Origin of the sequence: Vibrio sp. M260121 (assembly GCF_036533715.1) — a bacterium.
GTDB lineage: Bacteria > Pseudomonadota > Gammaproteobacteria > Enterobacterales > Vibrionaceae > Vibrio.
The window spans coordinates 1-24,182 of sequence record NZ_JATABF010000060.1 but is presented as its reverse complement, the minus strand read 5'-3'; the positions used below and the strand labels follow the sequence as shown (position 1 = coordinate 24,182).

The 24,182-nt window shown below is 46.0% G+C and carries 19 protein-coding genes; 7 read left to right on the top strand and 12 right to left on the bottom strand.

Going from position 1 to position 24,182, the window contains the following annotated elements:
* Nucleotides 1-196: 196 nt before the first annotated feature.
* Nucleotides 197-1,105, bottom strand: coding sequence for a DNA-binding transcriptional regulator OxyR (oxyR, locus tag QTO06_RS23265; RefSeq protein ID WP_005432705.1), 909 nt, complete (start codon nt 1,103-1,105; stop codon nt 197-199).
* 174 nt (nt 1,106-1,279) lie between these two features.
* Between oxyR and QTO06_RS23260 the strand changes: the two genes are divergently transcribed.
* From QTO06_RS23260 to QTO06_RS23250, 3 genes are all read left to right on the top strand, one after another.
* Entirely contained in the window at nt 1,280-2,008 is a 729-nt protein-coding gene (locus tag QTO06_RS23260; protein ID WP_005432732.1) for a redoxin family protein, read from the top strand.
* A gap of 227 nt (nt 2,009-2,235) precedes the next feature.
* Nucleotides 2,236-3,708, top strand: a complete 1,473-nt coding sequence (locus tag QTO06_RS23255; protein WP_331410031.1) for a dihydrolipoyl dehydrogenase — start codon at nt 2,236-2,238, stop codon at nt 3,706-3,708.
* 380 nt (nt 3,709-4,088) lie between these two features.
* Nucleotides 4,089-4,370 carry a DUF3624 domain-containing protein gene (locus QTO06_RS23250; protein ID WP_038889599.1) on the top strand — a complete coding sequence of 94 codons (282 nt, stop codon included), beginning with the start codon at nt 4,089-4,091 and terminating at the stop codon, nt 4,368-4,370.
* Nucleotides 4,371-4,525: 155 nt separating this feature from the next.
* On the opposite strand, the gene argH is transcribed toward QTO06_RS23250, so the two are convergent.
* The 4 genes from argH to argC form a co-directional block, all read right to left on the bottom strand.
* The gene (argH, locus tag QTO06_RS23245; RefSeq protein ID WP_331410030.1) at nt 4,526-6,400 is read right to left on the bottom strand and encodes an argininosuccinate lyase; all 1,875 of its coding nucleotides are present in this window, start codon (nt 6,398-6,400) and stop codon (nt 4,526-4,528) included.
* Nucleotides 6,401-6,650: 250 nt separating this feature from the next.
* Entirely contained in the window at nt 6,651-7,865 is a 1,215-nt protein-coding gene (locus QTO06_RS23240; protein WP_331410029.1) for an argininosuccinate synthase, read from the bottom strand.
* 90 nt (nt 7,866-7,955) lie between these two features.
* Complete coding sequence (argB, locus tag QTO06_RS23235) at nt 7,956-8,747, bottom strand: acetylglutamate kinase (RefSeq protein WP_005451485.1); 792 nt, start codon at nt 8,745-8,747, stop codon at nt 7,956-7,958.
* A 21-nt stretch (nt 8,748-8,768) separates the two neighbouring features.
* Nucleotides 8,769-9,773, bottom strand: a complete 1,005-nt coding sequence (gene argC, locus QTO06_RS23230) for an N-acetyl-gamma-glutamyl-phosphate reductase (RefSeq protein ID WP_009701791.1) — start codon at nt 9,771-9,773, stop codon at nt 8,769-8,771.
* Between the two features lie 144 nt (nt 9,774-9,917).
* Here argC and argE point away from each other — a divergent pair, with 144 nt between their 5' ends.
* The 3 genes from argE to QTO06_RS23215 all read left to right on the top strand — a co-directional run bounded on the left by argE (nt 9,918) and on the right by QTO06_RS23215 (nt 14,945).
* A complete protein-coding gene (argE, locus tag QTO06_RS23225) occupies nt 9,918-11,054 on the top strand; it encodes an acetylornithine deacetylase (RefSeq protein ID WP_331410026.1) in 1,137 nt (378 codons plus the stop codon).
* A 278-nt stretch (nt 11,055-11,332) separates the two neighbouring features.
* Nucleotides 11,333-13,966, top strand: a complete 2,634-nt coding sequence (gene ppc, locus QTO06_RS23220) for a phosphoenolpyruvate carboxylase (RefSeq protein WP_331410024.1) — start codon at nt 11,333-11,335, stop codon at nt 13,964-13,966.
* A 439-nt stretch (nt 13,967-14,405) separates the two neighbouring features.
* A complete protein-coding gene (locus QTO06_RS23215; protein WP_199483057.1) occupies nt 14,406-14,945 on the top strand; it encodes a PadR family transcriptional regulator in 540 nt (179 codons plus the stop codon).
* 70 nt (nt 14,946-15,015) lie between these two features.
* Here the strand turns inward: QTO06_RS23215 and metF are convergent, their stop codons facing one another.
* The 3 genes from metF to QTO06_RS23200 form a co-directional block, all read right to left on the bottom strand.
* Complete coding sequence (gene metF / locus QTO06_RS23210) at nt 15,016-15,918, bottom strand: methylenetetrahydrofolate reductase (protein ID WP_005438398.1); 903 nt, start codon at nt 15,916-15,918, stop codon at nt 15,016-15,018.
* 271 nt (nt 15,919-16,189) lie between these two features.
* Nucleotides 16,190-18,598, bottom strand: a complete 2,409-nt coding sequence (locus QTO06_RS23205) for a bifunctional aspartate kinase/homoserine dehydrogenase II (RefSeq protein ID WP_045401550.1) — start codon at nt 18,596-18,598, stop codon at nt 16,190-16,192.
* Nucleotides 18,599-18,614: 16 nt separating this feature from the next.
* On the bottom strand, nt 18,615-19,775 hold the full coding sequence (locus QTO06_RS23200; RefSeq protein WP_331410022.1) for an O-succinylhomoserine (thiol)-lyase: 1,161 nt from the start codon (nt 19,773-19,775) through the stop codon (nt 18,615-18,617).
* Nucleotides 19,776-20,004: 229 nt separating this feature from the next.
* On the opposite strand from QTO06_RS23200, the gene metJ reads away from it, so the two are divergent.
* Nucleotides 20,005-20,325 carry a met regulon transcriptional regulator MetJ gene (gene metJ / locus QTO06_RS23195; RefSeq protein WP_005432736.1) on the top strand — a complete coding sequence of 107 codons (321 nt, stop codon included), beginning with the start codon at nt 20,005-20,007 and terminating at the stop codon, nt 20,323-20,325.
* 110 nt (nt 20,326-20,435) lie between these two features.
* On the opposite strand, the gene QTO06_RS23190 is transcribed toward metJ, so the two are convergent.
* The 4 genes from QTO06_RS23190 to tuf form a co-directional block, all read right to left on the bottom strand.
* A complete protein-coding gene (locus QTO06_RS23190; RefSeq protein ID WP_009697553.1) occupies nt 20,436-21,713 on the bottom strand; it encodes a malic enzyme-like NAD(P)-binding protein in 1,278 nt (425 codons plus the stop codon).
* 209 nt (nt 21,714-21,922) lie between these two features.
* Nucleotides 21,923-22,399, bottom strand: coding sequence for a bacterioferritin (gene bfr, locus QTO06_RS23185; RefSeq protein ID WP_005432738.1), 477 nt, complete (start codon nt 22,397-22,399; stop codon nt 21,923-21,925).
* Between the two features lie 74 nt (nt 22,400-22,473).
* Nucleotides 22,474-22,662, bottom strand: coding sequence for a bacterioferritin-associated ferredoxin (locus tag QTO06_RS23180; RefSeq protein WP_331410019.1), 189 nt, complete (start codon nt 22,660-22,662; stop codon nt 22,474-22,476).
* Between the two features lie 336 nt (nt 22,663-22,998).
* The coding region (tuf, locus tag QTO06_RS23175) for an elongation factor Tu (protein WP_039989556.1) at nt 22,999-24,182 on the bottom strand (1,184 nt) is incomplete at its 5' end.

Below are 24,182 nucleotides of genomic sequence, written 5' to 3'. Positions count from 1 at the left end.
ATTGTTCTTGTGCCCAAAGTTTAGCGTCTGAATATGTCATCTTAGTGTTTCAGTGAGGAATAGTAAGTGATCAGATCGCACACACGTTAAAGAGTTCAAAAAAAATCCCCAAGCTACAAGCTTGGGGATTTGTGTATAAGAGACAGGCCATTGAGCTCCCTTTTGTTTATCTGGATTATCTGATTTAAGCAGAGACTTAAGCTGCAATAGAGTTTTGTTTCGCTTCCAGAATACTTTTAATTGTCGAAGCCAACGCTTCGAAGCGAGCACGCAGTGGTGAACCGGGACGGTAAACTAAAACAATACTGCGAGAAGGCGTAGGGTTCACAGCTGGAACGTAACATACGCCATCTTTTTTCTTCTCATGCGGCACAGATAACTCTGGCAGCAACGTAATACCAGCGCCAGCAGCTACCATGTTACGCAGCGTCTCTAGACTGGTCGCTTTGAAACGCTCGTCGTCTTTGGCTCCAGCAGCAAAGCAGAACCCCAGAGCTTGGTCACGCAAACAATGGCCATCACCTAACGCCAATACGGTTCGACCATTAAGATCCAGCATATCGATATGATCTAAGCCTGCCCATTCATGGTCGCAAGGTACAGCAACGCTCAATGGTTCATTGTAGACTTCAATCTCTTTGAAAGGCGCTGTCTCATCAACAGAAGCTAATACTAGACAATCTAGTTTGCCTTCTTCTAGCTGACGAACCAATTGATGGGTTTGAGCCTCATGCAGAAACAGTTCCAATTCAGGAAACTCTTCTTTTAATCGAGGAACGATCTTAGGTAACAAGTAAGGCCCAACGGTCGGGATAAAGCCAATATGCATTGGTCCCGTCATGGCACCACTTTGGCCACTCGCCATATCTTTGAAGGTTTTTACTTCACTTAAGATGCGTTTTGCTTGCTCCACCAACTGCAAACCAGAATCGGTAAACAGCACTCGACGGCTGCTTCTTTCTAGTAATGCCGTGCCCAGTTCATCTTCTAGTTTACGAATCTGACCACTCAAGGTTGGTTGGCTAACAAAACAGGCTTCCGCTGCTTTTCGAAAATGCTTGTGCTCCGCAAGCGCCACCAAGTACTCAAAATCTCGGATATTCATACGTACGATTCGCTTCTTGTTTGGCGATAGAAATAATCTATCAAAACCATAGCATTAAACGATTAGAGCTATCAAAGTTTTTTTTCAATAATGAGCTCAACAAAACGAAACTGAGCGACAAATAACGCTAAGCTCGAAAACGAATTATTTCATAAATTTAAAAAGGAAATCATCATGTTTGCATCAAAAGAAGGTCAAGCTGTACCACAAGTTACTTTTCCGACTCGTAAAGGTGACGCATGGGTGAACGTAACCACGGATGAGCTGTTTAAAGACAGAACGGTTATCGTATTCAGCTTGCCAGGTGCGTTTACTCCGACGTGTTCGTCGAGCCACCTACCTCGTTACAACGAGTTGTTCTCAGTATTTAAAGAACACGGCGTGGATGAAATTCTATGTGTGTCAGTGAACGATACGTTTGTAATGAACGCATGGAAAGCTGACCAAGAAGCAGAAAACATCACTTTCATTCCAGATGGTAACGGTGAGTTCACAGACGGCATGGGTATGCTAGTGGACAAAAACGACATCGGCTTCGGCAAACGTTCATGGCGTTACAGCATGCTAGTGAAAAACGGCGTGGTTGAGAAAATGTTCATCGAACCAAACGAGCCAGGCGACCCGTTCAAAGTTTCTGACGCAGACACAATGATGAACTACGTAGCACCTGAGTACAAAACTCAAGAATCTATCACTGTGTTCACCAAGCCAGGTTGTCCTTTCTGCATGAAGGCGAAACAAAATCTGATTGACCACGGTCTTCAATATGAAGAAGTGATTCTGGGTAAAGATGCAACAACAGTCAGCCTACGTGCAATCTCTGGTCGCACAACGGTTCCTCAAGTCTTCATCGGTGGTAAACACATCGGCGGTAGCGAAGAGCTAGAAGCTTACCTAGGTTAATAGTTTGCCTAATGGGCTTGGGTTGGCAATCTCGCTGTCCAGAACTCAGCCCTAGGTCTCCCGGAGCATCCCTCGCCCGGGAGACCATCCCTCTCAATCACTTCCTATGCTTAGTCTTGATAACTGGTTGTCTTCACCGTTCGACCAGTTATCAAGATTAATGAACTCAAATTCACTCATCCAAACTTAGTCACTTCAACTGCGTTTGGGAAAAACGAGAATCCATTATGAAACAGTTAAATGTTGACGTAGCAATTATTGGTGGTGGTACTGCAGGTCTTGGCGCCTACCGCGCAGCAAAAGCACACACAGACAGTGTTGTGATGATTGAAGGTGGTCCTTACGGCACAACATGTGCTCGTGTCGGATGCATGCCATCGAAGCTATTAATCGCCGCAGCAGAAAGCGTACACCAGATCGAGAAAGCACCGGGATTTGGTGTACACCCACAAGGCGAGATTTACATTAACGGTCGTGAAGTAATGGATCGAGTAAAGCGTGAACGTGACCGCTTTGTTGGCTTTGTGTTGGAAGGCGTCGATGAGATCCCTGCTGAAGATAAAGTGTCGGGTTATGCTAAGTTTGCCACCGACAACACGTTAATCGTTGATGACCACACTCAAATCACAGCTAAACGTATTGTGATCGCAACAGGCTCGCGTCCAGCATACCCTGCTGTATGGAATGAACTCGGCGACCGCTTAGTAATTAACGATGATGTATTCGATTGGGATGACTTGCCAGAATCTGTTGCCGTATTTGGCCCTGGTGTGATTGGTCTTGAATTAGGTCAAGCACTGCATCGTTTAGGTGTAAATGTGAAGCTATTTGGTCTTGGTGGTCAAGTAGGACCATTGACCGATCCTGAAGTGATGGCGTACGCCGATAAAGCCTTCAAAGAAGAGTTTTACCTTGATGCCGATGTAAAAGTCGAAAGCATGAAACGCATTGCTTCATCAGACAACAGCGAAGAGGATAAAGTTGAAATCAAGTTCATCAACCACGATGGTGAACTAGAAACCTTTATTGTTGATTACGTATTGGCAGCAACTGGTCGTCGCCCGAATGTCGACAAGTTGTCGATTGAAAACACTAATGTGGCACTGGATGAGCGCGGCGTACCAACGGCGGATCACTATACATTGCAAACTTCGGTAGAGAGCATCTTCATCGCAGGTGATGCAAGTAACCAAATTCCATTGCTACACGAAGCGGCAGACCAAGGTCGTATTGCCGGTGACAACGCAGGTCGTTTCCCTGATATTCGTGCAGGTCTACGTCGCTCATCGATCTCTGCCGTTTTCTCAGACCCACAGATTGCGATGGTAGGAGAGACCTTCAAGCAACTAGAGACGCGTTTAGGCACCTGTGGCTGCTTCGCAACCGGTGAAGTCTCATTTGAAAACCAAGGCCGCTCTCGTGTCATGCTTCGTAACAAAGGCATGTTACATGTCTACGGAGAGCAAGGTACTGGCCGCTTCTTGGGAGCTGAAATGATGGGACCAAATGCCGAGCATTTAGCACACCTACTCGCTTGGGCACATCAGAATAAGATGACGGTTTCTGAGATGTTGGATATGCCGTTTTATCACCCAGTGATTGAAGAAGGCGTTCGTACCGCACTACGAGATTTGAATGCGAAGCTTCACTTAGGTCCAGAGATGATCAAACATTGTCTTGATTGTGGTCCTGGTTGCTAAGGCTCACGCTTTACCTCCCGCCAATAAACAAAAAGCCTCGTTTACACGAGGCTTTCTTATTCCAGCTTTATCAATTCAAGAATCAATAGAGTGGCGATTATGCAGTCATCATTGCGTAACGGCTAACAAGCACAATAGCGGTAAAGCCAATTGTGAAGAAACCACCAGCAAGGCCTAGTGCTACTTTAAGTTCTGTCGACATTATCATTTTCCTATTGTCTGGCTGACAGCGCACCATACACCAATTACGTGCTACACATTTTTTACCAAGCTAACTTTCCATTTTTGGTGAGATGTACTCGTTCGGAAAGAGGAGCAAAAGCACTCTCCAACTTGAGTTAAGGTTATAATCAGAACAAATAGATAGTATGGATAAAGCGATGGCTTGCCGTAGCTGTAAAGAACATTGGTTTTGGAAAAAAATTGGGCGTTGTCAACGATGCATGGATCAACTGACGGTACTTTCCGTCTTATGTTGGATCGTGTGGTGGTTTGCGTTTAAAGATGATCCGCAAAGCATAGAGTCGATCGCACTGATCTTTGCCGGATTTGCATTTAATGGTTTGCTGTTTTTGCACCTTTGGATGCGCTTCGTGATTTTGCCGTGGCAGCGTCGTCGCAACAAACAAAGTAAGAATGATCATCGCTCAAACGACAGATAGAAAAAAGCCCCAAGACCAATACCGGTCTTGGGGCTCTCTTAGATTCTTCTAAGAAAAAGCAGTGGTACTTTAATAGACCGGGCTTCCTCTCAAAGGTTCCAAATTTTTTTCTGATTTTTTTTAGTATTTTCTTAAATACTAATAGAATCATCAACCTAGGCTACGTTACTTTTCTGGATCAATTGTTCGAACAAGTTGATCTCCAGTGCAACTTCATCACATGCATGCTGACGTGGACACTGATCGCAATCTTTCAGTACTTTCTCAGGCAGCAATGACTTCGACGTAGGCAAGAAGCTTTGCTTCATAAAGAACTCTGGCGTACGTGTCAGCACAAAAACTTTCTTAATAGCCATCTGGCGCGCTTTCTCGACCAGATAGTTCACTATCGCACTGCCCTGCCCTTGGCCTTGCCAGCCAGCTTCAATGCCTAGAGAGCGAATCTCTGCTAGCCCTGAGTCATAAACATACAAAGATGCACAGCCTGTTACCTCACCGTGGTGCTCGGCAACCGCAAACGAGCCAATATCACGTACCAACTCATTACGTGAGCGTGGTAAGTTCTCGCCCATATTTGCCCAGTAAGCCACCATACCTTCCAGTGTCTCGATGTCCGTCAGACGTGCTGGACGTACTTTGACTGCTGAAGTATCACGTTGAGACAGACGCTTGTCTGCTTGGTCGACAGCGTAAGCCACTTGCTGCGGCGACACGCCACCAAGCGCACAACGTTTCTCAAGACATGAATCGATGGTCAGAATGTCATACACATCCGCCTCAATCACTTCCGAGAAGGATTTCAATTCTTCAATCGACAACTCTTCTAACGCGCAGCCTTTGGCAATTGCACCAACCACGGCAACGCCGACGATATGGTGGGCTTCACGGAATGGGATGCCTTTCGCCACTAGGTAATCCGCCAGCTCAGTTGAGTTTGCGTAACCTTGCTTCGCCGCTTCTAACGTACGCTCGCCATTAACCTTAATGCCATCGAAACACAATGCTGCCATTTCCATGCAGTCGTTCCATGTATCAAGTGCATCGAACAGGCCTTCTTTGTCTTCCTGCATGTCTTTGTTGTAAGCCAGCGGCAGCGCTTTCACTGTCATCATCATACCTGCAAGCGCGCCGTATACACGGCCTGTCTTACCACGAATAAGCTCTAGGGCATCTGGGTTTTTCTTCTGTGGCATCAGAGAAGAACCTGACGTCACCGTATCGGCTAATTCAATAAAGTTAGACTCACCCGAGTTGTAGAAGATCATGTCTTCTGCCAAGCGAGATAGGTGCAACATCGAGATAGACGCCACAGACATCAACTCCATCACGTGGTCACGGTCAGATACAGAGTCCAACGAGTTACGTGTTGCACGATGGAAACCAAGGTTATGAGCCAACTCTTCACGATCGATTGGATAAGCGGTACCAGCAAGCGCACCCGATCCAAGCGGACAAGTATCCAAACGCTTAAGGGCATCACTCAAACGTGAGTAATCACGTTCAAACATTTCCACGTAAGCCAAACACCAGTGCGCAAACGTCACAGGTTGAGCACGTTGCAAGTGAGTGTAACCCGGAAGAACGGTACCTTGATGTTGCTTGGCAACGCCAACCATCTGAGTTTGTAAGCGATCAAGCGCAATTAACAATTGCTGACCTTGCTGGCGACACCAAAGTTTAAGGTCGGTTGCTACTTGGTCATTACGAGAACGGCCCGTGTGTAGCTTTTTACCTAGGTCGCCGACCTTGTTGATCAGTTGCTGCTCTACCCAAGAGTGGATATCTTCCGCATCTGAGCGCAAGATTTGATGTGGGTCTTCCATCACTTCCAGCTTGAGCTCATTCAGTGCCAGCTCAAGCTTTTGTTGTTCTTCTGCAGATAACACGTCAACAGAAAGCAATGCTTTAGACCACGCAATTGAGCCTACGATGTCTTGCTCAGCCAATCGGTAATCGAAACGCAATGAATCGTTGAAGTCTTTAAATCTGGTGTCTGCCGCTTGGGTAAATCTTCCGCCCCATAATGCCATTGCGTTTCTCCTGATGACTATTGCTTACGCTAACGTGTTCTTCATTAAGTGTTGACCAAATCGATGGTCATTTGCTCACTTTTTCTTATGTCTCAACGTTACGATAATCACGGATAAAAATAAAGTAGAAATTCAATATTTTTACATATTTATTCATGGTTATTTTATCTTTATGCCAATGAGGTCAGCAAAAACGAAAAAGACCTGCCAATAGCGGCAGGTCTCTTATCTTATAAGGCGTTAAATTGGCTTATTTTTTCTGGCTGTTCAGCGCACGAATACGGCTTGATAGCGAGTAAAGACGGATAAAGCCTTCAGCATGACTTTGGTCGTAAACTTCATCTTCACCAAAAGTAGCAAACTCTTCAGAGTACAAACTGTTATCCGAACGTTTTTGCGTCACTGTTGCTTGGCCTTTGTAAAGCTTCACAACCACTTCGCCATTCACGTCTTGCGCGAGTTCTTCAGAAGCCGCAAGGATTGACTTACATAGCGGCGTGAACCAACGACCATCATAAACAAGGTGCGATGCTTTCAAGCCAAGCTCTTCACGGAATTCAAATGATGCTTTGTCCAACACAAGTTGCTCTACCGCACGCAGCGCTTCCATCATGATGGTGCCACCCGGAGTTTCGTAGCAACCACGAGACTTCATACCAACCAGACGGTTTTCTACGATATCGATACGACCAACACCGTGCTTCGCACCTTTTTCGTTTAGGTAAACCAACGCGTTATATGGTGTCATCGCTTCACCGTCTACCTCAACAACTTCACCTTTCGCTACTTTTAACGTCACGGTTTCTGCTTCATTCGGTGCTTGCTCTGGGTCTACAGTCCAAGCCCAGCAATCTTCATTTGGCGCGTTCCATGTATCTTCTAGAACGCCACCTTCAGTAGAAATGTGCCATGCGTTCGCATCACGCGAGTAAATCTTAGTAAGAGATGCTGAACAAGGAATGTTACGCTCTGCTAGGTAATCTAAGCACTCTTCACGGCTCACTAGATCCCATTCACGCCAAGGCGCAATAACATGCAGATCTGGTGCTAACGCTGCAAATGCACCTTCAAAACGTACTTGGTCATTACCTTTACCTGTACAACCATGGCACAGAGCGTCTGCGCCCACTTTACGTGCAACTTCAACCTGCGCTTTGGCAATGATTGGACGCGCCATTGATGTACCTAGTAAGTATTTACCTTCGTAGTAAGCACCGGTTTTTAGCGTAGGGTAAATGTAATCCGCTACCATTTCTTCTTTCAGATCAGCGATGTAACATTCAGAAGCACCAGAAGCTTTTGCTTTCGCTTCAATACCTTCTAGCTCCTCTGCACCTTGACCAACATCGGCAACGAAAGCTACTACTTCACAGTCGTAGTTCTCTTTTAGCCACGGGATGATTACTGAAGTATCTAGACCGCCTGAGTATGCGACTACCACTTTATTTACGTTCACTTTGCTCATGTTTTTTCTCCAAACTTAACTGGCGCTGCTCTCGGCGGTCAGTGCCAACCACTTCCTAATGTTCAATTCTTTAACTGGTTTGCTTCTGCTCTATTGCGGCAGAAACTGCGTTCCGATACTTTCACCCGCGAATAGCTGGGTCAGTTTCTCTGGGTAACGCCATGTCGCAACTTCGATAGGACGACCAAGATCATTGGCAGCCTCCAAAGCGGCTTTAACTTTGACGATCATACCGTCGGTGATCACTTGCCCTTTGATCAATGCATCGGCTTCTTGCTCGGATAGCGTTTTGATCAGGTGACCTTTGCCATCGAGTACACCGCTAACATCAGACAGAAGTACTAACTCCGCATCTAACGCACCGGCCACTGCAACAGCGGCTTGGTCAGCATTCACATTCATCATCTGACCTTTTTCAGTCAGACCAATTGAGCTGATGATCGGCAATGCGTCTGCGTTTAGCACCGCTTGTAATAGGGTTGAATCACCCGGTGATGCTTTACCTACTGCGCCTAGCTCTGGGTCCAGCTCTTCAACATGACATAGCCCACCATCAGCGAGACTAAGACCTACAGCGTTTAGACCATCCGCAATCGCTTGACCTTGAAGCAATTTGTTTGCTGTACCCGCAAGCGCACCTGCAATCACAGGAATTTGCTCATAAGGCGTTACGCGAAGGCCGTTTTTCTTTACGGTTTCAAGCTGAAGCTTTGCCATCAATTCATCAACTAGGTAGCCACCGCCATGAACGATGGCGATTTGTCGCTGTGCCGACTTTTGGTAAGCCGCAATGGCACCAAACAGTTGGCTTAAGGTTTGAGTGCAAGATAGGGCTGCACCACCGAGCTTAATGACTAAAGGAGCTTGATTGGTTTGCGTCATCGCATTTCCCTCTTTCAACGACTACAGCAACGCTGTCAGTTCTGGGTAACCGTAATGAATATTGAGACATTGCATCGCTTGACTCGATGCACCTTTAAGTAGGTTGTCGATCGCCGAAATCACAATGATGTGTTCGCCTTGTACCTTCCAGCCGATATCACAAAAAGGCGTATTTTCGACATCCTGAATACGTGGAATACCGTCACCTTTCAGGCGAACCGCTGGCTTGCCTTGGTAAGCTTGTTCAAACGCTTGTACCACTTGTGCTTCCGTCACACCTTGTGCCAATTTCATCGTGATAGTGGCAAGAATGCCGCGTTTGAAGTTGCCTAGGTGTGGAGTAAAAATCACATCGCAACCTAAATGCTGAGCAATCTCTGGTTGATGACGATGGTTAAAGACACCGTAAGGTTGCAAGCTCACTTCGCAGAAGCTGTTAACCATGGAAGCTTTACGCCCTGCACCTGATACACCACTGGTTGCGTTAATCACAGGCCATTGGTTGGTATCCAGTAATGCGTGTTCTAATAAAGGTTTGATTGCAAGCTGTGAAGCGGTTGGGTAGCAACCTGCCACTGCAATCAAAGGAGTGGTTTTTATTGATTCTTGGTTCCACTCTGCTAAGCCGTATGCTGCTTTATCTAGCCAGTTGTTATATTGATGTTCGAAGCCATAAAAGGTGTCGTAGAAGCCTTCGCTTTTCACACGAAATGCACCAGATAAATCGAATACCTGACATCCCGCCTCTAAGAAGATAGGAGCTAAGTCATGGCTCACTTCATGTGCCGTTGCCAGAAAGACCACATCAGACACTTGAGCAACTTGCTCAGGGTCAGTCAGTGGTGAAACTGGCATATCAATCACACCCGCTAGCTTGCCGTGCAATTGAGCAATATTCTTTCCTGCATCTACGCTATTGGCGGAAACGTATAAACCTGATAGCGTGAGTTCAGGGTGTTTGTTGACCATTAAAGCCAACTCTGCGCCGGTGTAGCCGCTGGCTCCGATAATCGTGGTTTTTAGCATTACATGACATCCATATACTTAAGGCTCAAAATGACTATTCATATTTAATTTTTGCTTTATTTTGATTTTTTATTCATTAAATATGATTTAATATGTGTTTTACATTTTTGTGCTCTGTCTGTCAATAGGAGAATTGAAGAATCCATGCAATTACCAAGTTTTCTAGAGGTCTATGAAGGACTGATCAGTACCTCTTCGATCAGCTCAACCGATCCAAGTTGGGATCAAGGCAATGCCAAAGTGATCGAGAAGCTAGCTTCTTGGTTTAAAGATCTTGGCTTCAGTGTTGAAGTGATCGAAGTGGAGCCAGGCAAACACAATATGATTGCACGTATGGGTGAAGGTGAAGGCGGTCTACTTCTCGCAGGTCACAGCGACACAGTGCCATTTGATGAAGGACGTTGGAGTTTTGACCCACATAAGCTGACCGAAAAAGACAACCGCTTTTACGGTTTGGGTACTGCTGATATGAAAGGCTTCTTTGCCTTTATTTATGAAGCGGTAAAGAAAATCGACTGGAGTAAGCAAACCAAGCCGCTTTATGTATTGGCGACCTGTGATGAAGAAACCACCATGCTAGGTGCCCGTCATTTCACTGAGAATGCGCCTTTTAAGCCGGATTACTGCATCATTGGCGAACCCACCAGCCTCGTACCAATTCGAGGTCATAAAGGGCATGTGGCAAATGCCATTCGCGTAACAGGCAAGTCCGGTCATTCGTCTGATCCTGCGCTCGGCGTCAACGCAATTGAAATAATGCATGAAGTCATGTTTGCCATGATGCAACTGCGCGACAAATTGGTTAAAGAGTATCACCATCCGGGTTTTGCTATTCCAAGCCCTACCCTAAACCTTGGTCATATCCATGGTGGTGACAGCGCAAACCGTATTTGCGGTTGCTGTGAACTGCATTATGACGTTCGTCCTCTTCCTGGTATTAGCCTTGATGGTTTAGAGAACATGCTGCGCGGAGCATTGAAAGAAGTCGAGGCGAAATGGCCAGGGCAATTAGAAATTATTCCCTTGCACGAGCCAATTCCGGGTTACGAATGTCAACACGATCACCCATTTATTGGTGGTGTTGAAGAGATCTGTCAAACCAGCTCAGAAACCGTCAACTACTGTACTGAAGCGCCATTTCTGCAGCAACTGTGTCCAACCTTAGTTCTAGGTCCCGGTTCAATTGATCAAGCTCATCAACCAGATGAGTTCCTCTCTTTCGACTTTATCGACCCAACCATCGACGTGTTATCACGTGCGATGGTGAAATATTGTTGTTAGTCGCATTCTGTACTTTCCTCACAATGCAGCTCGATTGAGCTGCATTTTGTTATCTTCGCCACTATTCTTCTAGCACGCTATATCCTTCTTTAAGCGGCAATTTTGTAATTAATTTTCACTTCGAGTGGCATAAGCTGACCTAATTTTGCTCTAAATCAGGTCAGCAGCGGAATAATTGCAAACTTACTCTGCTTTATTTGACTAGAACTGGTTATTTTCGCTAGATTGGAGTCTTAACAAGGACAATGGATGTAGTTTTTTTACGAGGCAGGATGACAATGAACGAGAAATACGCCGCACTTAAAAGCAATGTGCGCATGTTGGGCCACCTTCTGGGTAACACGATTCGTGATGCTCATGGCGAAGAAATCTTCGAGAAAGTGGAAACCATTCGTAAATTATCCAAATCGGCTCAAGCTGGAAATAACGCTGACAGAGAAAGCTTAATAGAAGAAATTAAAAGCTTACCAGATGAGCAATTGACGCCAGTGACCCGCGCGTTCAACCAATTTCTAAACCTGACCAATATTGCTGAGCAATACCACACCATTTCACGCCATTGTGAAGAGCATATCTGCGAACCTGACGCAATTAATTCGCTGTTCTCAAAACTAGTGCAAAATGATGTGAGTAAGCTAGACACGGCACAAGCGGTTCGCGATCTGAACATTGAGTTAGTTCTGACTGCGCACCCAACCGAAATCACTCGTCGCACTATGATCAACAAGCTTGTAAAGATCAACGAGTGTCTATCTAAGCTAGAGCTGAGCGACCTCTCTTTCAAAGAGCGTAAGAAAACTGAACGCCGTCTTGAGCAGCTGATCGTTCAAAGCTGGCACTCTGACGTTATTCGTCAACAGCGCCCGACACCGCTTGATGAAGCTAAATGGGGCTTTGCCGTAGTAGAAAACTCACTATGGGAAGCCGTACCTGACTTCTTACGTGAAATGAACGACCGTCTAAAATCATACCTTGGCGAAGGTCTACCGATTGATGCTCGCCCTGTGCACTTCTCATCTTGGATGGGTGGTGACCGCGACGGTAACCCATTTGTAACTCACAGCGTAACTCGTGAAGTACTGCTTCTGTCTCGTTGGAAAGCGGCAGACCTATACCTCAACGACATCAACGAACTGATCAGCGAACTGTCAATGACAGTGTGTAACGACAAAGTTCGAGAGCTTGCGGGTGAAGATCAACACGAACCATACCGTGCGATCCTTAAACAGCTACGTTCGCTACTGAACGAAACAAAAGACATTCTCGACGCAAAAGTTCACGGTCAGAAACTGGCAGTCAAAGCGCCACTGCAAAAAGTGGAGCAGCTTTGGGAACCACTTTACGCGTGTTACCAATCACTAAATGAATGTGGCATGGGCGTGATTGCTAACGGCTCACTGCTGGATACGCTACGCCGTGTTAAAGCATTCGGTATTCACCTAGTTCGTCTCGATATTCGTCAAGAAAGTACTCGTCATGCCGACGTTCTATCTGAACTGACTCGTTACCTAGGTATTGGTGACTACGAGCAGTGGAGCGAGCAAGATAAGGTAGCTTTCCTAACTAACGAACTTGCCTCTAAGCGCCCTCTTCTACCTCGTGACTGGGAACCATCAGAGCCAGTTAAAGAGGTTTTGGATACCTGTAAGATTGTTGCTGCGCAACCTCGTGAAGCGTTTGGTGCTTACGTTATCTCAATGGCGCGTACCGCTTCTGACGTACTTGCCGTGCACCTACTGCTGCAAGAAGCAGGTTGCCCTTACCGCATGGACGTATGTCCTCTGTTCGAAACGCTAGACGATTTGAACAACGCGGAAGCGGTAATCAAACAGCTGATGGGCATCGACCTATACCGCGGCTTTATCCAAAACCACCAAATGGTGATGATCGGCTACTCTGACTCTGCAAAAGATGCGGGCGTAATGTCAGCAGGCTGGGCTCAATACCACGCAATGGATTCACTGGTTAAGGTTGCAGAAGAAGAAGGCGTTGAACTCACACTGTTCCACGGGCGTGGCGGTACGATTGGTCGTGGTGGTGCGCCAGCACACGCTGCACTACTGTCTCAGCCACCTAAGAGTCTGAAAGGCGGTCTACGCGTAACAGAACAAGGTGAGATGATCCGCTTTAAGCTGGGTCTACCTGATGTTGCCGTTAACAGTTTCAACCTGTACGCGAGTGCAATCCTTGAAGCGAACCTACTGCCACCACCAGAGCCTAAACAAGAGTGGCGCGACCTAATGGACGTGCTGTCTGAAGTAAGCTGTGAAGCCTACCGTAGCGTCGTTCGTGGCGAACCAGACTTCGTGCCTTACTTCCGCCAAGCAACACCTGAGCTTGAGCTAGGTAAACTGCCTCTAGGCTCTCGCCCTGCAAAACGTAATCCAAACGGTGGCGTAGAGAGCTTACGTGCGATTCCATGGATCTTCTCTTGGAGCCAAAACCGCTTGGTTCTACCTGCATGGCTAGGTGCTGGTGAAGCAATTCAATACTCGGTAGACAAAGGTCATCAGGCGCTACTGGAAGAAATGTGTCGTGAATGGCCGTTCTTCTCAACTCGCCTAGGCATGCTTGAGATGGTGTACACCAAGTGCAACATGGAAATCTCTCGTTACTATGATCAACGCCTAGTTGAAACGCCACTTCAACCATTGGGTGACCGACTGCGTGAACAACTTCAGCGTGATATTAAGTCCGTACTGAACGTAGAGAACAACGAGAACCTGATGCAAAGCGACCCTTGGGGCCAAGAATCAATCCGCCTACGTAACATCTACGTAGAGCCATTGAACATGCTTCAAGCGGAGTTGTTGTATCGTACTCGTCAAACAGAAGAAGCTTCTGCAAATCTAGAAGAAGCATTGATGGTGACGATTGCTGGTATTGCAGCTGGTATGCGTAACACAGGTTAACTTAGCTACGCAAAAAGCATTAAAAGGCTGAGCCCCTGCTCAGCCTTTATTACTAATCATCAATCACTTCTACTATTTGAGCAATACGCAACCAGCTCATTAATCCAAAAAGAAAACAAAAAGTCTCTTTAAAACAAAATAAATCACTACACAAAAACGCTATTGAGTATTTTATTAGTTTTTTTGGGTAATTTTGTCCTACTATTCCACTTCATGCTTATTATTTATATACTACTTGCCTGCTGGAAGCTCACAAGTCCAATCAAATAAGCTCCAGCTCGATGGAAACACCCATCACTCTAGGTGATAAACGGCTTTAAGGTGACAGGACCAACATTGTTGGTGCTATTTACACATAAAAAACTCAAGCGCCAATAAGAGCGCAACTGAAAGTGTAGATAGCTTGTTTACAAGTTTATTGACCATTTGGATTGAAGACATGTCATTACCACACGTAATTTTAACTGTACTTAGCACTCGCGACGCTACCGGTTACGACATCACTAAAGAATTCTCAGCTAGCATCGGTTACTTCTGGAAAGCAAGCCACCAACAAGTTTATCGTGAACTTAATAAAATGGCTGAGAAAGAGCTGGTTACTTGCGTATTAGAACCTCAAGAAGGCAAACCAGACCGTAAGGTTTACTCAATCACTGACGCTGGTCGCAGCGCTCTGGGCGAGTGGTTTGATCAACCAACTGCACACCCAACAGTACGTGATGAGTTCTCTGCAAAGCTAATGGCTTGTGCAGTGCAACCAGCAACGCCGTTCCGCGATCAGCTTTCTGAGCTTGTAGAAGAGTCTCGTAAACTGGTTGCTCACTACAAAGAGATCGAAGCAGCATACTACGCGACGCCATCAACACTAGACAAACAAGCACGTCTTGAGCGTCTAACACTTCGTCGCAACTTAATGCTACGTGAAGCTTGGATTAACTGGGCAGAAGAAGTGCTAACAGAACTTGAAGTGATCGGCTAATTCGTCACTTTAAATGAAACGAAAAAGGCTTGCCGATGGGCAAGCCTTTTGTTTATCAGGGGAAAGCGTATTAAGCACCTACTGCAACTTGTGGACGAACACCTAAAGTGTGGCAAAGTGCATAAGTCATCTCTGCACGGTTCAATGTGTAGAAGTGAAAATCTTTAACACCTTCACGGCTTAACACACGCACCATATCAATCGCTTGGCTTGCACCAACCAGCTGACGCGTCACTGGGTCATCATCTAGGCCTTCAAACTGCTTACTCATCCAGCCCGGTACTTTCACATTGTTCTGAGCCGCAAAGCGAGAGGCTTGTTTGAAGTTAGAGACTGGCAAAATACCTGGGACAATTTCAACGTCGATTCCTGCCGCGACACAGCGGTCACGGAAGCGTAGGTAAGACTCCACATCAAAGAAGAATTGGGTAATTGCACGGTTTGCCCCTGCATCTACTTTACGCTTTAGGTTAAGCAGATCTGATTGAGCACTTTTCGCTTCTGGGTGAACTTCTGGGAAAGCAGCGACTGAAATATCGAAATCATGGCGCGCTTTGAGCAACTCTACCAAATCCGAAGCGTACATATCTGGCGCACCGCCACCTGGTGGAATGTCACCACGTAGGGCAACAATGTTCTTGATACCGTTATTCCAGTAGTCATCTGCAATGTTGATGAGTTCATCACGAGATGCATCGATACAAGTTAAGTGTGGCGCAGCAACAAGGCCTGTCGCAGCTTTGATTTCTTTAATGATCGAGTGGGTTCTGTCACGTTCGCCTGAGTTTGCGCCGTACGTAACAGATACAAATTTTGGTTGAAGAGTTTTAAGGCGGTGTACTGAGTTCCACAGTGTTTCTTCCATCTTCTCACTGCTTGGTGGAAAAAACTCAAATGAGACGTTGATATTGTCTGATAGTTCAGCGATATTCTGGTTTAAGGCATCGATGTGCCCTGCATGCGTGTATCCCATCTTACTCTCCCTGTGGCAACTCCACCACGAAATCAAAATTCCTTAAATCGCCGTTTAGACGTCTATATGTCTACAGAATGTATTGAATGCGATTTAATGTCAACCTTGTGATTATGAATTTTTCTCAAGTTCATGATGAGGATAGTTCAAGTTCCTGTATGACCAACCCTTAGCCAAAACTCCCAGTTCAGTATGGCATTATCCAAATAATAAAAAACCTCGGAAACAGTTCGAGGTTTTGTTGTCGTTCGCAAAAATGGGTTTGGTCAGATCAGAACAAACCAGCCAAGCGATTCAGGTCTGATTGAATGGCCCCTGCGGTTACTTCACGTCCTGCACCTGGCCCACGAATCACTAGTGGATTGTCTTTGTACCATTTACTCTCAATGGCGAAGATATTGTCACATGGCAGCAAATTCGCTAGAGCATGTTCACGTGATAACGCTTCAACACCTACTGTTGCTTTGCCATTACGCTCTAGACGAGCCACATAACGCAGCACTTGGTCGTTTCTCTGCGCCTTGGTCAAACGTTCTTGAAGAATCTCGCTGAGAATATCTCCTTGGTCGAAGAACGCGTCTAGACTCAGGTCTCGCAATTCTGCTGGCACCAGCGACTCTACTTTCACGTTCTCTGGTTCAATATCCAAACCAGATTCTCGAGCTAAGATGACCAGCTTACGCATCACATCAGAGCCATCAAGGTCAGAACGAGGGTCAGGCTCAGTCAAGCCTTGTTGCCATGCTAAATCGACAAGCTCAGCAAAAGGTACCGAACCGTCAAACTGTTGGAATAACCACGATAATGTACCGGAGAAGATGCCTGATAGTGCGACAATATCATCACCACTTTCACGCAAATCTCGAACGGTATGGTTGATTGGTAGCCCTGCACCAACGGTCGCATTGTACAACCAATGGCGGCCAATTTTAGCAAACGCGTCTTGTACTTGATGGTAATACTGACTGTCCGCCGAACCTGCTACTTTGTTCGCCGAAATTAGGTGAATACCTTGCTGTGCGATTTCCACATAACGTGTAGCCAGCTCCTTACTTGCCGTAACATCCAGTACCACGGCTTCATCAAAGTTTTGTATCGCACCAAGCTTTGCCAGCCAGTTGCCATCATTCTCAGTGCTTTCATCATCAAAACGCTGAGCAACCGTCGCGGCATCAATACCGTTTTCATCAAACCAGTACGTTTGGCTGTCGACAACCGCTACCAAGTCAAAGCTCATACCGTGACGTTTTTCGAGCTCTTCTTTTTGCTCTGCGAACAATGATAACCAACTTGACCCAATGTTGCCTTTACCACACAAAGCCACCGCTACGCGCTTTTGCGCTTGAAACAATTGGCTATGAATACTTTGTACTAGTTCTTCGACTTCAGCACGACGCAACACGGCGACCAAACTCAAGCCAGATTCCGTCTCTGAAATAAACTCAACAGGCGCATGCTTAAGTTGTTGGTAGAAACCAAAGCAGTGGTTTGCGTTTTTCGTCACACCAGCGCCAACGGCAGCTAGCAATGAGTACCCTTCTTTCAGCTTGATTTCCGCTTCAACGGCGAGCTCTTGTAGATAAGTCAATGCTCCGCCAGCAATCTCTGCCGTGTACGCCAAACGCAAGGTTTGCTGATCCTCTTGCGCTTCAAATGCTAGTGGCTCTAATTGAGCGCGCTTTAACGCCTGCAGAACTTCTTTCTGCGCTCGCTCAAAATCGTGACCATGAATAAAAGACAGCTGCACTAATAGCACTTCATCAAGAGAGGTAATGATTTTTGCACCGCGGCCGGATGCCAATACACGTTCGATTCGTGTTGAGCCAGACTCTGGCTGGTAGCTGCATTTTAGGTTCAAATCCATCGCGCTTTGAGCCACAGGCTGAAGTGTACGACTGTGTAACACCGGCGCAGCAAGACGAGCCAGCTCACTCGCTTCATCCAAGCGCAGTAGAGGGAGCAGGCAAGCATCCGATACCAAACGAGGATCTGCGCTGTAAACGCCAGCCACGTCACTCCAGATGGTCACCGAATTAACTTCAGCTAAAGCACCAATCACGGTTGCTGAGTAGTCTGAACCATTGCGTCCAAGCAATACTGTCTCACCCGCTTCGTTTTGCGCCATAAAGCCAGTAATGATGACGCGTTTATGGCTGTGTTGAGCCAACGCTTCTTTAATCAATACATATGAACGAGCACGATCAACCTCTGGCTGTGTGCCAGCTTCCGCACGCAGAAAGACACGTGAATCTTGCGCTACTGCTGGCAGATCCTGCTGTGATAACAGCGCAGCCAGTAAGCGTGAGGACCATACTTCGCCATGACCTAAAACCGCCGCTTTTTGTGTTTCAGTTAGTGGCGCTGTTAACTCTGCCAAGGTACTGAATTCATCTTGAAGAGAAGCAAGCAGTTGCGCTTGAACTTCACCCTCTAGTAAAGCTTCTACCAATTCAGTTTGGAACTGTCGCAAGCTCTGCAAGGCTTCATGGGCAATGCGGCCATCTTTATCTAAGCCTTCTAAAAACTCGATCAAGCGGTTGGTGGTTTTCCCTGCCGCAGAGACCACCACCAAGTCATTTTCTGCCGAATACTCTTTAAGAATAGTTACCACGCGCTGGTAGCACTCGGGGTTCGCTAAGCTGCTGCCGCCAAATTTATGCAGCTGACGTTGTACACTCATGACCTTCCTCTCCCAATTACTGTGCTGCTTTCGCGAATGCTTGTTCAAGATCGGCAATCAGATCTTGCGCATCTTCTAAGCCAACAGATAAACGCAGTAACTGTTGAGAGACACCTGCTTCAGCCAGTGCTTCTTCACCCATCGCACGATGCGTCATTGAAGCTGGGTGGCAAATCAAGCTTTCTACGCCACCTAGCGATTCTGCAAGAGAAAAGAGCTCAAGTTCTTTAACAAACACTTTTAGCTGATCAAATGAGCCAGCAAACTCAAAGCTCAGCATAGAACCAAAGCCCGACTGTTGCTTCTTCGCGATGTCATGACCTGGATGCTCTGGCAAACTTGGATGATAGATCTTCGCCACCAAAGATTGCGTTTGCAAATACGCTAACACTTGCTGAGAGCTTTCTTCGTGAACTCGCATTCGTGCACCCAACGTACGAATTCCTCGAAGTGTCATGTAGCTGTCGAATGGCGTACCCGTAGCGCCAATGCAGTTACCCCACCATGCTAATTCTTCGGCATGCTCTTCGCTCTTGGTGATCACCACACCACCGATCACGTCAGAGTGACCATTAATGTATTTCGTTGTTGAGTGGATAACAAAGTCCGCACCAAGCTCCAAAGGCTTTTGGTACACAGGTGTCAAAAAGGTATTGTCCACTGCGACTAAAGCGCCGACTTGTTTTGCTTTCTCACACACAGCCGCAATATCAACAACGCGTACGAGTGGGTTTGATGGTGTTTCTAGCAAGATAAGCTTTGGCTTTTTCGCAATCGCCGCATCCAACGCTTGCTGATCCGACTGGTCAACAAACTGCACTTTAAAATCACCCTTGTTCGCACGAGTATTGAAAAGACGATAAGTACCGCCGTAACAATCGTGTGGCGCAACAATTAAGTCATCAGGACCAAGAAATGCCGATACCCAAAGGTTTAGCGCTGATGTACCGCAGTTAGTGACAACCGCACCTTTGCCTGATTCAAGCTCATACAACGCTTGCTCGAGCAAACCTCGGTTAGGGTTACCAGAACGGGTGTAATCATATTGTGGGACTTCACCAAACGCTGGGAAGCCATAGTTAGTCGAAAGGTAGATTGGTGGTACAACAGCGTGGTATTGACTGTCTGACTCGATACCAGTGCGTACAGCAATGGTTGCAGGCTTACGGGTGCTCATGAGTGTATCCTTTCACGGGTGGTGACATCTAAATGGGAATGCGCTATATCTAGCTTGTATTGTTCAATTGATTAATACGCTTCCCTAACTATTAACCTCACTTTACTTGTCTAAAAATAAGACGTCAACACTTCTAGACGTCTATATGTCTTTGCTTATGGCGGTAAATGCAGCTAAAATCAGCACCTATATTTATTTTTCTAACTTATTACATTAATGAAGGTGCGCAATGGCTGACTGGAATGGCGAATACATTAGCCCGTATGCTGAGCACGGTAAAAAAAGCGAACAAGTAAAAAAGATTACCGTCTCTATCCCGCTAAAAGTTTTAAAAGTGCTGACTGATGAGCGAACTCGCCGCCAGATCAACAACTTACGCCATGCGACTAACAGTGAACTACTATGTGAAGCGTTCCTACACGCTTACACAGGTCAACCACTGCCAACTGATGAAGACCTTCGTAAAGACCGCCCAGATGATATTCCTACAGAAGCGAAAGCGCTGATGACGGCAATGGGCATCGAATTCGAAGCGTTTGACGAAGAATAATTGCTTACAAATTCGTCAACACGATGAAGCTGCACCGGGGACAGTTTCAGACCAAACTAAAAAGGGACGCCATCGCGTCCCTTTTCTTTGCTGTCAGAAATGACTTTGGCTTACTCCGCCATGTAGTTTTCTGGCATCTCAATACGCGCTACACCTGAATTAACCGCAGCTTGAGCAACCGCTTTTGCTACGCGTGGTAGTAGACGTGGATCCATTGGTTTTGGAATGATGTAATCAGAGCCAAACTCTAGCTTGTCTACGCCAGCTGCCTTCAATACAGCTTCTGGTACTGGCTCTTTTGCCAATTCACGAATCGCATCGACTGCCGCAAGCTTCATTTCATCATTAATTTCACTCGCACGAACATCCAATGCACCACGGAAGATGAATGGGAAACACAGAACGTTGTTTACTTGGTTCGGGTAGTCGCTACGACCAGTGCCCATGATCAAGTCATCACGCACTTCATGAGCCAATTCTGGTTTGATTTCTGGATCTGGGTTTGAACATGCGAACACAACAGGTTTATCTGCCATCAGCTTCAATGCTTCTGCAGGTAGTAAGTTTGGACCTGATACACCCAAGAACAGGTCCGCACCTTCAATCACGTCTTCTAGCGTACGCTTATCTGTGTTGTTTGCGAATAACTGTTTGTATTCGTTTAGGTCGTCACGACGTGTATGGATCACCCCTTTACGATCCAGCATGTAGATCTTCTCACGCATTGCGCCACATTTGATCAACAGCTCCATACATGCCACGGCCGCAGCCCCCGCACCAAGACAAACGATGGTTGATTCTTCTAGCTTCTTACCTTGCAGCTCGATTGCGTTCAACATACCCGCAGCGGTTACGATTGCAGTACCGTGTTGGTCATCGTGGAATACAGGTACGTCACAGCGTTCGATAAGACGCTTTTCAATCTCAAAACAATCTGGTGCCTTGATATCTTCTAGGTTAATACCACCGAAAGTGTCAGCAATGTTGGCTACTGTGTCGACAAATTCGTCGATCGTGCGGTGTTTTACTTCGATATCAATTGAATCTAGACCAGCAAAGCGTTTGAACAACAGCGCTTTACCTTCCATTACTGGTTTAGATGCTAGTGGTCCAAGGTTACCAAGACCAAGAATCGCCGTGCCGTTAGAAATAACCGCAACCATATTGCCTTTCGCCGTGTACTTGTACACGTTATCAGCGTTCTGCGCGATTTCACGTACAGGCTCTGCAACACCAGGGCTGTATGCCAATGCAAGATCATTTGCTGTCTCTGCTGGCTTAGTCAGTTCTACTGCAATTTTTCCTGGGGTTGGGTACGCATGGTAGTCCAATGCTTGTTGGCGGCGTTCTTCTTCTGGGGTGACTTCTTGGCGATTGTCTTCAGACATGGATCGTTTCTCTTTTGTTATTTTTTCGGTAAGGGGGAATAAATTCTAAAGGATAGAAGTCAATCTTCATAGGTAAGATTGCGAGCGATATCCTTAAAAAAGGTAATAATGTAAGAGATAAGACCAGATATCTGCGATTAGCACCTGATAGACAGATCAGGTGCACTTTTAATCACTTTCTTTCGACGAGAAAACAGCGAAATATAATCCTACTCTTCGTCGACGTACTGCGCTTGTAAGTAATTTTCGATACCAGACATTTCGATCAAGCCCAATTGCGTCTCAAGCCAATCAACATGTTCTTCTTCGTCCTCAAGAATATCTTGAAAAAGGTCACGCGAAACATAATCACGAATATCTTCCGCATAAGCGATGGCATCTTTTAGATCTGGGATGGCTGCCATTTCGAGCTTCAAATCACATTCGATCATTTCTTTGGTATCTTCCCCAATCATCAACTTACCAAGATCTTGTAAGTTAGGCAGACCTTCCAAAAACAAGATACGTTCGATCAGGTGGTCAGCGTGCTTCATTTCATCGATCGACTCGTGGTACTCCTTGTCAGCGAGGTGCTTTAAACCCCAGTCTTTGTACATACGAGCGTGCAGGAAATATTGATTGATAGCGACGAGCTCGTTGCCGAGCACTTTATTGAGATGTTGGATTATGATTGGATCGCCTTTCATGACAAAGCCCTCCTCTTTGGCTTCATTTAAATGTAGAAGCAAATGAGAAGGTGTCAAAAAGGCTTAGCGAATAATTAGCTAGCTTGTTTCAGTATTAAGTATTCTGTTTCCGCTAAAATTTCTTTAGCTTGCTTGATGCACTTACCGCACTGACTGCCCAACGCTGTGCATCGTTTGATCCCTTTGATGTCTGATACGCCTTCATCTATCGCCAACTTCCTAATCTTCTTGTCAGAGACACCATGGCAAAGACAAACGTACATATTCAAAACCTTTAAATTTCACTTTGGAATGAAATATAAACAGGAATCACTCTTGTTACCAGTTGTATTAAGATGAATTACAGAACGTTTTGTTATAACGGTCTGGACCGCTTTGGCATTTTTCAGTGACTTAGCGGATAGCTAAAAAGAAGAGAAAATCGAGCAGAGCTAAGATCATGTTTTTAAAAAACAAAAAGCATGACTAAGAGTTATGGGCTTATAACCATATTGAAAAGAAGAATTGTAGATATGAAAAAGGGAAGCCTCAGCTTCCCTTTTTCTAGCGCTTTCTTCAAAAAGAAGAAGAGTGCAAGATTACGATTAATTCAGTAAGAATTAGTCGAAGATCTTAGCAACAACACCAGCACCTACAGTACGGCCACCTTCACGGATAGCGAAACGTAGACCTTCGTCCATAGCGATTGGAGCGATTAGCTCAACTTGCATTTGGATGTTGTCGCCTGGCATTACCATTTCTACGCCTTCTGGTAGAGAGATGTCACCAGTTACGTCAGTTGTACGGAAGTAGAACTGTGGACGGTAGCCTTTGAAGAATGGAGTGTGACGACCACCTTCATCTTTAGAAAGTACGTATACTTCTGACTCGAACTTAGTGTGTGGAGTGATTGAACCAGGCTTAGCTAGTACTTGACCACGTTCAACTTCATCACGCTTAGTACCACGTAGAAGTGCACCAACGTTCTCACCAGCGCGACCTTCGTCAAGAAGCTTACGGAACATTTCAACACCAGTACATGTAGTAGTAGTAGTGTCTTTGATACCAACGATAGCAACTTCGTCACCTACGTTTAGGATACCACGTTCGATACGGCCAGTTACTACTGTACCACGACCTTGGATTGAGAATACGTCTTCGATAGGCATTAGGAATGGCATATCTACTGCACGCTCTGGCTCAGGAATGTATGAATCTAGCGCTTCTGCTAGTTCAACAATCTTAGCTTCCCATTGCTCTTCGCCGTTTAGTGCGCCTAGAGCAGAACCTTGGATAACTGGTAGGTCATCACCTGGGAAGTCGTACTCAGATAGAAGTTCACGAACTTCCATTTCTACTAGTTCTAGTAGCTCTTCATCGTCAACCATGTCACATTTGTTCATGAATACGATGATGTATGGGATACCAACCTGACGGCCTAGTAGGATGTGCTCACGAGTTTGTGGCATTGGACCATCTGTCGCAGCAACAACTAGGATACCACCGTCCATCTGTGCAGCACCAGTGATCATGTTTTTAACGTAATCCGCGTGTCCTGGACAGTCTACGTGTGCGTAGTGGCGAGTTGGAGTGTCGTACTCTACGTGAGAAGTAGCGATTGTGATACCGCGCTCACGCTCTTCTGGAGCGTTATCGATAGATGCGAAGTCACGAGCAGCACCGCCGTATACTTTAGCAAGTGTTGTACAGATAGCTGCAGTTAGAGTAGTTTTACCGTGGTCAACGTGGCCGATAGTACCAACGTTTACGTGCGGTTTTACACGTTCAAATTTTTCTTTAGACA

What these genes read in the sequence shown, in the direction of transcription:
- metJ (WP_005432736.1), top strand. Translation starts at nt 20,005, where the DNA reads ATGGCTGACTGGAATGGCGAATACATTAGCCCGTATGCTGAGCACGGT.
- QTO06_RS23180 (WP_331410019.1), bottom strand. Translation starts at nt 22,662, where the DNA reads ATGTACGTTTGTCTTTGCCATGGTGTCTCTGACAAGAAGATTAGGAAG.
- argH (WP_331410030.1), bottom strand. Translation starts at nt 6,400, where the DNA reads ATGGCATTATGGGGCGGAAGATTTACCCAAGCGGCAGACACCAGATTT.
- metF (WP_005438398.1), bottom strand. Translation starts at nt 15,918, where the DNA reads ATGGGATACACGCATGCAGGGCACATCGATGCCTTAAACCAGAATATC.
- QTO06_RS23260 (WP_005432732.1), top strand. Translation starts at nt 1,280, where the DNA reads ATGTTTGCATCAAAAGAAGGTCAAGCTGTACCACAAGTTACTTTTCCG.
- QTO06_RS23200 (WP_331410022.1), bottom strand. Translation starts at nt 19,775, where the DNA reads ATGAGCACCCGTAAGCCTGCAACCATTGCTGTACGCACTGGTATCGAG.
- ppc (WP_331410024.1), top strand. Translation starts at nt 11,333, where the DNA reads ATGAACGAGAAATACGCCGCACTTAAAAGCAATGTGCGCATGTTGGGC.
- argC (WP_009701791.1), bottom strand. Translation starts at nt 9,773, where the DNA reads ATGCTAAAAACCACGATTATCGGAGCCAGCGGCTACACCGGCGCAGAG.
- QTO06_RS23240 (WP_331410029.1), bottom strand. Translation starts at nt 7,865, where the DNA reads ATGAGCAAAGTGAACGTAAATAAAGTGGTAGTCGCATACTCAGGCGGT.
- QTO06_RS23190 (WP_009697553.1), bottom strand. Translation starts at nt 21,713, where the DNA reads ATGTCTGAAGACAATCGCCAAGAAGTCACCCCAGAAGAAGAACGCCGC.
- QTO06_RS23250 (WP_038889599.1), top strand. Translation starts at nt 4,089, where the DNA reads ATGGCTTGCCGTAGCTGTAAAGAACATTGGTTTTGGAAAAAAATTGGG.
- QTO06_RS23255 (WP_331410031.1), top strand. Translation starts at nt 2,236, where the DNA reads ATGAAACAGTTAAATGTTGACGTAGCAATTATTGGTGGTGGTACTGCA.
- argE (WP_331410026.1), top strand. Translation starts at nt 9,918, where the DNA reads ATGCAATTACCAAGTTTTCTAGAGGTCTATGAAGGACTGATCAGTACC.
- QTO06_RS23205 (WP_045401550.1), bottom strand. Translation starts at nt 18,598, where the DNA reads ATGAGTGTACAACGTCAGCTGCATAAATTTGGCGGCAGCAGCTTAGCG.
- argB (WP_005451485.1), bottom strand. Translation starts at nt 8,747, where the DNA reads ATGACGCAAACCAATCAAGCTCCTTTAGTCATTAAGCTCGGTGGTGCA.
- QTO06_RS23215 (WP_199483057.1), top strand. Translation starts at nt 14,406, where the DNA reads ATGTCATTACCACACGTAATTTTAACTGTACTTAGCACTCGCGACGCT.
- bfr (WP_005432738.1), bottom strand. Translation starts at nt 22,399, where the DNA reads ATGAAAGGCGATCCAATCATAATCCAACATCTCAATAAAGTGCTCGGC.
- oxyR (WP_005432705.1), bottom strand. Translation starts at nt 1,105, where the DNA reads ATGAATATCCGAGATTTTGAGTACTTGGTGGCGCTTGCGGAGCACAAG.